Annotated in this window: 12 protein-coding genes; all 12 read right to left on the reverse strand. The window is 62.2% G+C overall.

The genetic code is table 11. The features are described from left to right. Window positions 1-163: 163 nt before the first annotated feature. Window positions 164-1,720, reverse strand: a complete 1,557-nt coding sequence (locus HGO38_RS17390) for a formate dehydrogenase beta subunit (protein ID WP_250957168.1) — start codon at window positions 1,718-1,720, stop codon at window positions 164-166. Beyond that, entirely contained in the window at window positions 1,717-2,196 is a 480-nt protein-coding gene (locus tag HGO38_RS17395) for a formate dehydrogenase subunit gamma (protein WP_250957169.1), read from the reverse strand. Before HGO38_RS17395 ends, HGO38_RS17390 begins: the two co-directional genes overlap by 4 nt. A 193-nt stretch (window positions 2,197-2,389) precedes the next feature. Then, a complete protein-coding gene (locus tag HGO38_RS17400; protein ID WP_250957170.1) occupies window positions 2,390-3,283 on the reverse strand; it encodes a LysR family transcriptional regulator in 894 nt (297 codons plus the stop codon). Between the two features lie 58 nt (window positions 3,284-3,341). Continuing rightward, entirely contained in the window at window positions 3,342-3,698 is a 357-nt protein-coding gene (locus HGO38_RS17405; RefSeq protein WP_250957171.1) for an ArsR/SmtB family transcription factor, read from the reverse strand. 129 nt (window positions 3,699-3,827) lie between these two features. Then, window positions 3,828-4,760, reverse strand: coding sequence for an L-lactate dehydrogenase (locus HGO38_RS17410; protein ID WP_250957172.1), 933 nt, complete (start codon window positions 4,758-4,760; stop codon window positions 3,828-3,830). Window positions 4,761-4,971: 211 nt separating this feature from the next. Beyond that, a complete protein-coding gene (locus HGO38_RS17415; protein ID WP_250957173.1) occupies window positions 4,972-5,379 on the reverse strand; it encodes a F0F1 ATP synthase subunit epsilon in 408 nt (135 codons plus the stop codon). 70 nt (window positions 5,380-5,449) lie between these two features. Next, window positions 5,450-6,916, reverse strand: a complete 1,467-nt coding sequence (gene atpD / locus HGO38_RS17420) for a F0F1 ATP synthase subunit beta (protein WP_250957174.1) — start codon at window positions 6,914-6,916, stop codon at window positions 5,450-5,452. Window positions 6,917-6,940: 24 nt separating this feature from the next. Beyond that, window positions 6,941-7,825, reverse strand: a complete 885-nt coding sequence (locus HGO38_RS17425) for a F0F1 ATP synthase subunit gamma (RefSeq protein WP_250957175.1) — start codon at window positions 7,823-7,825, stop codon at window positions 6,941-6,943. A gap of 29 nt (window positions 7,826-7,854) precedes the next feature. Beyond that, the gene (atpA, locus tag HGO38_RS17430) at window positions 7,855-9,384 is read right to left on the reverse strand and encodes a F0F1 ATP synthase subunit alpha (protein ID WP_250957176.1); all 1,530 of its coding nucleotides are present in this window, start codon (window positions 9,382-9,384) and stop codon (window positions 7,855-7,857) included. Further along, window positions 9,384-9,950: a F0F1 ATP synthase subunit delta gene (locus HGO38_RS17435; protein ID WP_250957291.1), complete on the reverse strand. Its 567-nt coding sequence runs from the start codon at window positions 9,948-9,950 to the stop codon at window positions 9,384-9,386. The genes atpA and HGO38_RS17435 overlap by 1 nt, the downstream gene beginning before the upstream one ends. 259 nt (window positions 9,951-10,209) lie before the next feature. After that, a complete protein-coding gene (locus HGO38_RS17440; RefSeq protein ID WP_250957177.1) occupies window positions 10,210-10,593 on the reverse strand; it encodes an AGROH133_08824 family phage infection protein in 384 nt (127 codons plus the stop codon). A gap of 110 nt (window positions 10,594-10,703) precedes the next feature. Next, complete coding sequence (locus HGO38_RS17445) at window positions 10,704-12,905, reverse strand: primosomal protein N' (protein ID WP_250957178.1); 2,202 nt, start codon at window positions 12,903-12,905, stop codon at window positions 10,704-10,706. Window positions 12,906-12,932: the final 27 nt, after the last annotated feature.

The following is a 12,932-nucleotide window of genomic DNA, read 5'->3' on the forward strand; positions in this document are numbered from 1 at the left end:
CCCTCAAGGGGAGAGATCACCAGCGGTGAGGCCGTTGCTTCGACAGCAATAGTCCGCAGGGTGGGACGTGAACGTTCAAGAGAAGAACATGCTCCCAGCCGATCTCCCCCCTTGAGGGGGAGATGCCCGGCAGGGCAGAGGGGGGTACACGGCTGTGCAACACTCATTCCGCCGCCTCCACCATCGGAGCCGGGGCAAAATCTTCCGGGAAATGGGTCATGGCGCTCATGACAGGATAGGGCGTGAAGCCGCCCAGCGCGCAGAGCGAGCCGAATTTCATCGTCTGGCAGAGATCGGTCAGCAGCGCCTTGTTCTTGTCCACATCGATACCCTGGCCAATGCGGTCCACCACTTCGACGCCGCGCGTCGAGCCGATGCGGCAGGGCGTGCACTTGCCGCAGCTTTCGACGGCGCAGAATTCCATGGCGAAACGCGCCTGCTTCAGCATGTCGGCGCTGTCGTCGAACACCACGATGCCGGCATGGCCGATCAGGCCATCGCGCGCCGCAAAGGCCTCGTAGTCGAACACCGTGTCAAACAGCGAGGTCGGGAAATAGGCGCCGAGCGGCCCGCCGACCTGTACGGCCTTGACCGGCCGGCCCGACAGCGTGCCACCGCCGATGTCATCGATCAGCTCGCCGAGCGTCACGCCGAAGGCCGTCTCGTACAGGCCGCCGTGCTTGATATTGCCGGCCAGCTGGATCGGGATCGTGCCATGCGACCGGCCGACGCCGAAGTCGCGATAGAAGGCGGCACCGCGGTCCAGGATGACCGGAATGGAGGCGAGCGACATGACGTTGTTGACCACCGTCGGACAGCCGAACAGGCCCTGCAGCGCCGGCAGAGGCGGCTTGGCCCGCACCACGCCGCGCTTGCCTTCCAGGCTGTTGAGCAGCGAGGTTTCTTCGCCACAGACATAGGCGCCGGCGCCGGTGCGCACTTCCATGTCGAATGCCCGGCCGGATCCCAGCACCGACGGGCCGAGAATGCCGACGTCGCGGGCAATCAGGATGGCCGCTTCCATGGTCTCGATCGCATGCGGATATTCCGAGCGCGTATAGACATAACCCTTGGTGGCGCCGGTCGCGAGACCCGCAATCGCCATGCCCTCGATCAGCACGAAGGGATCGCCTTCCATGATCATCCGGTCGGCAAAGGTGCCGCTATCGCCCTCGTCGGCATTGCAGACGATGTATTTGCGGTCGCCGGGCGCCTCGGCCACCGTCTTCCACTTGATGCCGGTCGGGAAGCCCGCGCCGCCCCGTCCGCGCAGGCCGCTGTCCGTCACCTGCTTGACAATCTCGGCCGGTTCCATGGCAACCGCCCTGGCAAGGCCGGTCAGTCCCTGGTAGTGCCGGTAATCCTCAAGCGACAGAGGATCCGTCACGCCACAACGCGCGAAGGTCAGCCGCGTCTGGTTTTTCAGAAAGGGGATATCCTTGGTTTCGCCATGACAGAGCACATGGCCCGCACCTTGCAAAAATCCGGCATCGAAAAGGCCCGGGACGTCGGACGGCTTCACAGGCCCGTAGGCGACGCGACCGTGCTCGGTGCGCACTTCCACCAGGGTTTCGAGCCACAGCAGACCACGCGATCCGTTGCGCACCAGCGTTACGTCGAGGCCACGAACCTGCGCTTCGCGCGCAATGGCAGCGGCCACCTTGTCGGCACCAACGGCGAGCGCTGCGGCATCGCGCGGAACGAATACAGTCACGCTCATCGGCGCGCCTCCGCGATCAGCTCGCCAAGACAGTCCGCATCCAGCCGTCCATGCAGCTCATCGTCCAGCATCGCCGCCGGTGCACAGGCGCACAGACCGAGGCAATAGACCGGCTCCAGCGTCACCGCTCCGTCCGCCGTCGTGCCATGCCAGTCGATGCCGAGCTTGCTCTTGGCGGAGGCTGCCAATGCGTCGCCACCGACCGATTGGCAGGCCTCGGCCCGACAGAGCTTCAACACATGGCGGCCGGAGGGATGATCGCGGAAATCGTGATAGAAGGACACCACCCCATGCACTTCGGCCCGCGACAGGTTGAGAGCCTCGGCAATCACCGGCTTGGCGGCTTCCGGCACATAGCCGAATGTCTGCTGGATCTCGTGCAGGATCGGCAGCAGCGGGCCTTCGAGGTCTCGAAGATCCGCGATGATGGCCTGGGTGCGTGATAGGATATCGTCGGTCGACGATCGGATGTTCATGATCAGCCCTCCCAAACCGACACGAATGACACCAGCGGTGTGCCTGCAAGCTTAAGGGCCGTGTCGGAAACTTGTGTTAAATCACCCGCACAGACCGGACCTTTGCCAATCAGCCGCTGACATGATGCGAAGATGACCGAGAGCCGGGCACATGGTCAATAACGGCATTCCGTTACACGATAGAAATTACCTATCAGAACGCATGGATTTCGACGAGGCGGCGCGCCTCATGCAGCAGCGCCGAGACCAGCGGTGTAAACGGCTCGCGATGGGTTGCAACCAGCCCGACCAGATGCTCCGCCTCCGGCTCGACGATCGGGATCATCCGAATCTCGGCGGAAAAGCCAAAGGATTCAGCGACATTTCTGGGCATGATCGACGCCCAGCTGCCGGTTCGAATATGCGAGAACAGCACGATCATCGAATTGGATTCCAGCGTCGGTTTTGGTGCCACACCCGCTTCCGTCATGTGCTGGTTGATGATCCGACGATTTTGCATGTCCGCCGTCAATAGGCAAAGCCGAAGACCGGAGACCTCGCGCCAGGTCACCGATTGCCGATCGGCAAGCGGCGCCCCGATGGCGGTGATGAGATGATACCGCTCGGCATAGAGCGGCACCGATGTCACGCGGCCCAGCGGCTCATTGTCGAGATAGGTAATGCCGGCATCGATCTCGAGATTTTCCAGCAAGCTCAGCACCTGCAGCGAGGTGCGCGAACTGACCGAGAAGGTGACATCCGGATGCTTCTTCTGAAACGGCTCGGTCATGCGCGGCACCATGGAGAGCGCCGTCGGAATGACGGCGATGCGGATATGCCCCGCCAGGCCGCGTCTGGCGGCGCGCATCTCTTCGCGCATGGTCCTGGTATCGCCAACGATGCGCCGCGCCCATTCCAGCACCCGCTGACCTTCCGGGGTCAGACCCTGGTAGCGCGAACCACGCTGCACCAGCATCACGCCCAGATGATCTTCAAGCTGCCGGATGGCAGCCGAGAGCGTCGGCTGGGAGATCCCACACTCATCCGCGGCCCGGCCAAAATGCTGTTCCCGGGCAAGTGCAATGAAATATTCCAGCTTGTCGATCATCGCCGCTCCTCTGCCTTAGGTCTAGTGCAGTGGCGCGGTTCACGCAATCGCGGCCGGTCTAACGGCTCTCGGCCGTGACGCCGGTCGGTTCGCAATACATCTTGTAAAGCACCGACACCAGGTCGGTCAGGCCGGGATTGGCGATGCTGTAATAGATCTGCCGTCCGTCGCGACGGGTCTTCACCAGTTCATCCATGCGCAACCGCGCCAATTGCTGCGACACCACGGCCTGCTGCAGATTGAGGATCGCCTCGATCTCTCCGACCGTCTTTTCTCCACGGCTGAGAATGCACAGGATCAAGAGCCGGCTCTCGTGCGACAGGGCCTTCAGCAATTCGCTTGCCGCCCGAGCCTTGGTCATGAAGCTCTCAAGCTGGTCGTGGGTGATATCGGCTGTCAGGTGGGGCAGGGCCATAGGTATCCAATCAGTTCATAAATACGCAAAACACTATATTTCATAACGCAGCCGACGAAAAGTCCCGACGGGCACCCAGAGGCAACTTGCCGGTCGCAAGGATGCTCAGAGGGCGCATGTGCCTCAATGTCACAAGGGAACGGAGTCGGCACGCTCCTTCAGAAGCAGCGCGCTCCGGCGCAGATCCGCCGATTCGCTTTCGTCGAGATGGGGGAAAAGATCCTGCAGAACACCCTTCGCGCCAACCACCCGCGGCACCGAAAGGGCCACATCGCGGACGCCGGCCACGTCTGCCGTGACGATGGAGACCGACAGCACATCGCGCTGATCGCGGGCGATTGCCATGACGATGCGCGCCAGCCCCGCGCCGATGCCATAGTAGGTCGAGCCCTTGCCGTTGATGATCTTGTAGGCTGCGTTGCGCACGCCATCATCGATTTCGGCGCGGATCGCCTCCGTCAGGGGCTTGCCCACCTGTTCGGCAAAGGACAGCAGCGGCACGGAACCGGCCCGCGCATTGGACCAGGCCAGCACTTCGCTGTCGCCGTGCTCGCCCAGCACATAGGCGTGCACCGATTGCGGCGAGATCTCCAGATGCCGACCCAGCAGGCTGCGGAAGCGTGCCGAATCGAGGATGGTTCCCGATCCGATCACCCGCTGCGCCGGCAGGCCCGACAGCCGGGTCGCGACATAGGTCATGATATCGACCGGATTGGAGGCAATCAGCAGGATCGCGTCCGGCGCGACAGCCAGCACCTGGCCGACCACCTGGCGAAACACCTCCGCATTGCGGGTCAGCAATTCCAGCCGGGTTTCGCCGGGCTTCTGGCTGACACCGGCCGCCAGGATGACCACGCTGGCATCATCAAGGTCGGCATAGCCGCCAGCCCGCACGATCGTCGCCGAAACAAAGGGCACGGCATGGGAAATGTCCTCGGCCTGTGCAATGGCGAGCGCCGGGTTCATGTCGACCAGCACGATCTCGCTGACGATACCCTGCATGGTCAGCGCATAGGCCGCCGAACTTCCGACCATTCCCGCCCCGACGATCCCGACTTTCATGACTGTTTCTCCTGCTGAAGCCGGTTTTCATACCATGGGTACATTTCGAGGAGACGACGAACCACGCGCACCACCGTCTGGGCCAAGAATGCTTGCCACGGGCCATCGTGTCAATTCGGCGAGCAACCGGTGGCGCGCCATCAAGCCCAGGCATAAAACACGAAAGCGGCCAAAAGGCCGCTTCCAGGAAACACATGAATGGAGGATCGGATCAGACCGGAACGACAATGCCGTTCAGATGCGTCAGTTCCGCCAGATGCTGCTCGATCCGGTTCTTGTGCTCGTGCGTGTCGGCAGCGGCCAGTTCGGTCTTAGCAGTCTCGATTCGCTTCAGAAGCGTATCGCGATTGATCTCGCTCATCGGCACGGCCGATTCGGCCAGCAGCGTGCAGCCGGTCGGAACGATATCGGCAAAGCCGCCAAATACCACGTATTTGCTCGTCTGACCGGAGGCGAGCTTGACCGTCACCACACCGGGCTTGATCGTGGTCATGGTGGGCGCATGATGGGCCATCACGGTCATCTCGCCATCCGTTGCCGGAATGACCACTTCGCTGACCTGTTCGGACAGCAGAAGGCGCTCGGGCGAAACCAGTTCAAAATTGAAATTGTCGGCCATGACGGTTCACTTCTCTCACTACATCGGGAAAGGGGCGCGCGATGGATCGTCGCGCGCCGCCAAACCGTTATCAGGCAGCTTCGGCAGCCAGCTTCTTGGCCTTGGCAACGGCCTCTTCCATCGAGCCGACCATGTAGAAGGCGGCTTCCGGCAGGTGGTCGTATTCGCCGTTGACGAGACCCTTGAAGCCCTTGATCGTGTCTTCGAGGGCGACCAGCTTGCCCGGCGCGCCGGTGAACACTTCGGCCACGAAGAACGGCTGCGACAGGAAGCGTTCGATCTTGCGGGCACGGGCAACCGCGATGCGGTCGTCTTCGGACAGTTCGTCCATCCCGAGGATGGCGATGATGTCCTGCAGGGCCTTGTAGCGCTGCAGGGTCGACTGGACCTTACGGGCGATTTCATAGTGCTCTTCGCCGACGACCAGCGGATCGAGCATGCGCGAGGTGGAGTCGAGCGGGTCAACAGCCGGGTAGATACCCTTTTCGGCGATCGAGCGCGACAGAACGGTCGTTGCGTCCAAGTGGGCGAACGAGGTGGCCGGCGCCGGGTCGGTCAAGTCGTCGGCGGGAACGTAGATGGCCTGAACCGAGGTGATCGAGCCCTTGGTCGTGGTAGTGATGCGTTCCTGCATCTGACCCATGTCGGTCGCCAGCGTCGGCTGATAGCCCACGGCGGACGGAATGCGGCCGAGCAGAGCCGACACTTCCGAACCTGCCTGGGTAAAGCGGAAGATGTTGTCGACGAAGAACAGAACGTCCTGGCCCTTGTCGCGGAAGTCTTCGGCGATCGTCAGGCCGGTCAGGGCGACGCGGGCACGCGCACCCGGAGGCTCGTTCATCTGGCCGTAAACGAGAGCAGCCTTGGAGCCTTCGCCGCCGCCATGCTTGTTCACGCCCGATTCGATCATTTCGTGGTAAAGGTCGTTGCCTTCGCGGGTGCGTTCACCGACGCCGGCAAACACCGAGTAACCACCGTGCGCCTTGGCAACGTTGTTGATCAGTTCCATGATCAGAACGGTCTTGCCCACGCCGGCGCCGCCGAACAGGCCGATCTTGCCGCCCTTGGCGTAAGGCGCCAGCAGGTCGACGACCTTGATGCCGGTGACGAGGATCTGCGCGTCCGTGGACTGCTCGACATAGGCCGGAGCGTCCTGGTGGATGCCGCGCTTGTAAGGTGTGTTCAGCGGACCCGCTTCGTCAACCGGCTCGCCGATGACGTTCATGATGCGTCCGAGCGTTTCCGCGCCGACCGGAACCATGATCGGTGCGCCGGTGTCGCGGACCGGCTGACCGCGGACCAGACCTTCGGTCGAGTCCATGGCGATCGTGCGCACGACGCTTTCGCCAAGGTGCTGCGCCACTTCGAGAACAAGGCGGTTGCCCATGTTGTCGGTTTCAAGCGCGTTCAGGATCGGAGGCAGTTCGCCGTCGAATGCGACGTCGACCACGGCGCCGATGACCTGCGTCACCTTGCCGGCAGAACCGGTTGCAGCAGCATTTGCCGCGGGAGTTTTCTGGGTAGCTGCCTTAGCCATATTCTTACCCTCTTTCCTTAAACCTCAGAGCGCTTCGGCGCCCGAAATGATTTCAATGAGTTCCTTGGTGATCTGCGCCTGACGCTGCCGGTTGTAGGAGAGCGTCAACTTGTTGATCATCTCACCGGCATTACGCGTCGCATTGTCCATCGCGCTCATCTTCGCACCCATTTCACCGGCGACGTTCTCAAGAAGCGCCCGGAAAACCTGAACGGAAATGTTGCGCGGGATCAGATCGCTCAGGATCGCGCCCGCATCGGGTTCATATTCGTAGACTGCCGAGGCTGCGCTGGCCGTAGCTGCAGCCGACATGTCGACAGCGGCCGGAACCAGTTGCAGAGCGGTCGGAACCTGCGAAATGACCGACTTGAATTCAGAGTAGAACAGCGTTGCCACATCGAATTCGCCGCGCTCGAACATCGAGATGATCTTGCGTCCGATCGCATCGGCATTCTCAAAACCGACCCGCTTGATTTCCCGCAGATCGGTCCGCTCGACGATCATCGAGGCGAATTCGCGCCGCAGGCTGTCAAAACCCTTCTTGCCGACGCAGAAGATCTTGACGGTCTTACCTTCGGCCAGAAGCTTGCGGGCGTGATCGCGGGCAAAACGCGAGATCTGGCTGTTGAAGCCGCCGCACAGGCCGCGTTCGGCTGTGCAGACGATCAGCAGATGCACCTTGTCGTTGCCGGTCCCCGTCATCAGACGCGGAGCATCGTCGTCACCACCAACCGCCTGGGCGATGTTGGCAAGAACGGCGCCCATGCGCTGCGAATAGGGCCGGGCCGCCTCGGCAGCCTCCTGCGCGCGGCGCAGCTTCGCCGCGGCGACCATCTTCATCGCCTTGGTGATCTTCTGCGTCGCCTTGACAGAGGCGATCCGATTTTTCAGATCCTTTAGTGAAGGCATCCGTTTACAGTCCTTGGCTCAAGACCCAATCAGGCGAAAGACTTCGCGAAGCTATCGATGGCAGCCTTGAGCTTGCCCTTGATATCGTCGCTGATGGCTTTCTCTGTGCGGATCGCTTCGAGAATGTCCTTGCCTTCCGACCGGAGGTAGGAAAGCAGGCCCTGTTCGAACTTGCCGACCTGGGCAACCGTGATCTTGTCGAGGTAACCGTTTACACCGGCAAAGATCACAGCAACCTGTTCTTCGGTCTTCAGCGGCGAGAACTGCGGCTGCTTCAGAAGTTCGGTCAGGCGAGCACCACGGTTCAGCAGGCGCTGCGTCGCAGCGTCCAGGTCCGAACCGAACTGGGCGAAGGCGGCCATTTCACGATACTGGGCAAGTTCGCCCTTGATCGAGCCGGCAACCTGCTTCATCGCCTTGATCTGCGCGGCCGAGCCAACGCGGGATACCGACAGACCGACGTTCACAGCCGGACGGATACCCTGATAGAACAGATCGGTTTCAAGGAAAATCTGGCCGTCGGTGATCGAGATCACGTTGGTCGGAATGAAGGCCGAAACGTCGTTGCCCTGGGTTTCGATAACCGGCAGAGCGGTCAGCGAACCGGCGCCCATTTCGTCGGACAGCTTTGCAGCGCGTTCGAGAAGGCGGGAATGCAGGTAGAAAACGTCGCCCGGATAAGCTTCGCGGCCCGGCGGACGGCGCAGCAGCAGCGACATCTGACGATAGGCAACGGCCTGCTTGGAAAGGTCGTCATAGCCGATCAGGGCATGCATGCCGTTGTCGCGGAAATACTCGCCCATGGCAGCGCCGGCAAATGGTGCGAGATACTGCATCGGAGCCGGGTCGGAAGCGGTCGCCGCAACGATGATCGAATACTTGAGCGCGCCGCGCTCTTCCAGAACCTTCACGAACTGGGCAACCGTCGAACGCTTCTGGCCGATTGCGACGTAAACGCAATAGAGCTTTTCAGCGTCCGGGCCATTGTCGTGAATGGCCTTCTGGTTGAGGATCGTATCGAGAATGATGGCTGTCTTGCCGGTCTGACGGTCGCCGATCACGAGCTCGCGCTGGCCGCGGCCAACCGGGATCAGAGCATCGATAGCCTTGAGGCCGGTCGACATCGGCTCATGAACCGACTTGCGCGGGATAATGCCCGGAGCCTTGACGTCGACGCGTGAGCGGCGGGTCGAATTGATCGGGCCCCTGCCATCGATCGGATTGCCAAGCGCGTCGACGACGCGACCGAGCAGTTCCGGACCAACCGGCACGTCAACGATGGCGCCAGTGCGCTTGACGGTGTCGCCTTCCTTGATGGCGCGGTCCGAACCGAAGATAACGACGCCGACATTGTCGGCTTCGAGGTTCAGGGCCATGCCGCGGATGCCGCCCGGGAACTCGACCATTTCACCGGCCTGAACGTTGTCCAGACCGTAAACGCGAGCAATACCGTCACCGACGGAGAGCACCTGGCCGACTTCGGAAACCTCGGCTTCCTGGCCAAAGTTTTTGATTTGATCTTTTAGAATTGCGGAAATTTCCGCGGCGCGGATATCCATCAGCCAACCTCTTTCAGTGCAAGCTTAAGGGTGGAAAGTTTGGTGCGAAGAGACGTATCGATCTGGCGGGATCCGACCTTGACGATCAGTCCACCCAGAAGGGAGGGGTCGAGCGAGACGTTAACCGTCACGTCCTGGCCGGTAACGCTCTTCAGCGCCGCTTTCAGTTCGTTTTCCTGCGCTGCATCAAGCGCATGAGCCGAAGTCACTTCGGCAGTAATCTCACCGCGTTCACGCGCGGCGATCTGGTGGAATGCAGCGATCATTCCGGTAACGGCGAACAGGCGGCGATTGCCGGCCACGACCTTGAGGAAGTTGCCGACCAGTCCGCCAATGCCAGCCTTCTGGCAAAGCGCGACGATGGCCTTTTCCTGGTCTTCAGACGAAAACACCGGGCTCGAAAGCAGGCGCTTGAGATCGGCGCTTTCATCGACCATGGCCTGGAAGCGCGCAAGATCGGCGCCGACGGCGTCAATGCTTCCCGCTTCGAGCGCAAGCTCGAACAGCGATGATGCATAGCGCTCGGCCACACCGGAAATGAGCTGGGATGTGTCTGCCACGGGCAAAAATTTCCCTGATTGTGATTTAAGCTGACGGGCCTCGGCGGACGCCGAAATTACCAACTTGAAATCGTTACGTTTTCCCCCAGAAACACAAGCTTGCTCGCTTGCGTTTTCCGAATTTCGCGGTCCGTCTAGCATAGGAACTCTGGACTCGCAACACGGGTAATAACGGATTACGCCTTTAGCACAAGGCGGCATGGGCAAATTTCTGACGATCTGCGGCAATTTACCGGATTATCCTTGGCGCAAGGCCGCAGGCAGGTCAAATCATCGCAAGCCCATAGGCCAAAGGGCAAGCAGCCAGCGCAATCTGCACAATCAGAAGGAGAATATTGCGCAAACTACCGCCTTGATCCGACATGATCGACAAGATTCGCGCAAACGCTGCCAGGGCCATGGCGGCACCGAGCGCCAGGTACATCAGGTTCTGGGCAAGCAGAATCGGCGGCAGCGCGGAGGCGGCATAGAAGGCTCCCGCCGATCGGGTTTCGGCATATCCCTCAAACCGGCCTTCGCGGGCCTGCAGACCGAAGAAGCGCAGCGCAAGACCCGGAGCAAGCATGACGATCAGCCCAAGAACGGCGATGGTCGCCGCTGACAGAAAGGCCATCTGCTCGCCTGTCTCGGTTGGAAAATAGAATTCCATGGTGGTCCCCTGATCTGCCAGAATCGTTTGGCCGTTTATGGCATAGGCGCAGGCCAAGCGGAATCCGCCCTTGGCCGTTTTTCGTCAGAGCAGTGCCACTGTCCTGCACGTCAGAGAAAGCTCTGCGGATCCACGTCGACCTGGACATGGATGGAGCGGCGCTCCTTCGGCCCCTTGCCCAGCATGTCCTTGATGAAGGCCTGCATGTCGCTGTTGCGCCGCCCGTGCACCAGGAGCCGGAAGCGATGGCGGCCGCGGATCAGCGCCAGCGGCGCCTCCGCCGGTCCCAGCAGAGCAATGCCGGGCGACTGCGGTGCGGCATTTCGTAGCTGCCGGGCATGGGTTTCGGCGTCCGCCCGGTTGTCGGCCGACACGATGATCGACACCAGCCGTCCGAACGGCGGCAGGCCGGCCCGCTCCCGCTCAGTGATCTCGCGCTCGTAGAAGGCGCCTGCGTCGCCGGACACCAGCGCTTGCATCACCGGATGCTGCGGCTGGAAGGTCTGCAGCAGGCCATGGCTCTTGCGCCCGGTCCGCCCGGCCCGGCCGGTCACCTGGCTGAGCAGCTGGAACGTCCGCTCGGCGGCCCGCGGATCGCCATTGGCCAGACCGATATCGGCATCGACGATGCCGACCAGCGTCATCAGCGGGAAATTATGCCCCTTGGCGACCAGCTGCGTGCCGATGATGATATCGGCCTCGCCGTTTGCGATCGCCTCAAGCTCCAGCCGCAGCCGCTTCACGCCGCCGAGATCCGACGACAGAACGAGCGTGCGCGCATCGGGAAAATGCTTCTCCACCTCTTCGGCAATGCGCTCCACTCCGGGACCGCAGGCCACCAGATGATCGAGCGTTCCGCATTCGGGACAGGCGTTCGGCGTCGGTTCGGCATAACCGCATTGATGGCACTGGATCTGTCCGCGGAACCGATGCTCGACCAGCCAGCTCGAGCATTGCGGGCATTGGAACCGATGACCGCAGACCCGGCACAGGGTCAGCGGCGCGTAACCGCGCCGGTTCAGGAACAGCAGCGCCTGTTCGCCGCGCTCGACTGTCTTGCCGACCGATTTCAGCAGCAGCGGCGACAGGAACCCGCCGCGGTCCGGCGGATGGCGCCGCATGTCGATCAGATGCAGGTCCGGAAGTGCCGCACCGGCATAACGGGTCGGCAGGTGAATGCGCTTGTAGCGGCCGCTCAGGCAATTGACCTGGCTTTCGACCGAGGGCGTTGCCGACACCAGCACCACCGGAATATCGGCAATCCGGGCCCGCACCACCGCCATGTCGCGGGCATTGTAGAACACCCGGTCTTCCTGCTTGTAGGCCGGATCGTGTTCTTCATCGACGATGATCAGCCCGAGATCCTCGAACGGCAGGAACAGCGCCGAGCGCGCCCCGGCCACCACCCGCACATCGCCGGTCGTCACCTGGCGCCAGACCTTTTCGCGCGACCGCGCCGCCAGTTCCGAATGCCATTCGGCCGGCTTTGCCCCGAAACGATCCTGAAAGCGCTCCAGGAAACTCGCTGTCAGGGCAATCTCCGGGATCAGGATCAGCACCTGCCGTCCCTGGCGCAGGGTTTCGGCAATCGCCTCGAAATAGATTTCGGTCTTGCCCGATCCCGTTACCCCGTCGATCAGATCGACCGAAAAGCCGCCGGTCTTCATGCCCTCGACAATGGTATCCGCCGCCTCGCGCTGCGGCCCCTCCAACGGCTGGCCGCCGAAATCCGGATCAGGCCTGGCGACGATCGGCGGCGGCGGCAGGAAAATCGTCTCAAACGCCCCCTGCCCGGCCAGCCCATCGACGACGCTGAGCGAAACGCCCGCCGCATGGGCAAGACCCGAACGCGACCAGGACAACCCGTCGCGGGCCATGTCCAGCACCTTGCGGCGCGCCGGGGTGATGCGCTCCGGCTCCATGCCGGTAAACCGCAGCCCTTCGATCATCGGCTCCGGATCGAAGGCCGCCGGCGCCCGCAGCGCCATGCGCGCCACCAGTCCCGGCGGCGACAGCGTATAGGTCGCCACCCATTCCAGAAACGTGCGCATGTTCTTGTCGAGCGGCGGGCAATCGAAGACTTTTTCCAGCGGCCGCAGCTTGGCGGCATTGACCGGGCCGCCATCCGGACCGTCCCAGACGACGCCGATCACCTTGCGCGGCCCGAGCGGCACCTGGACGATCGAGCCCGGCTCGACCGCCATGCCCTCCGGCACGGCATAGCTATAGGGCACCGCCGCCGGCATCGGCACAAGGACCGGAACGGTGCGGGGCGCAGGCGTTTCAAACAGCTGGAGCGAATCGTCTTTCATGGGCTGTGCAACTTGCCTCCCGCGGCC

It is taken from the genome of Rhizobium sp. CG5 (genome assembly GCF_023701945.1).
GTDB lineage: Bacteria > Pseudomonadota > Alphaproteobacteria > Rhizobiales > Rhizobiaceae > Allorhizobium.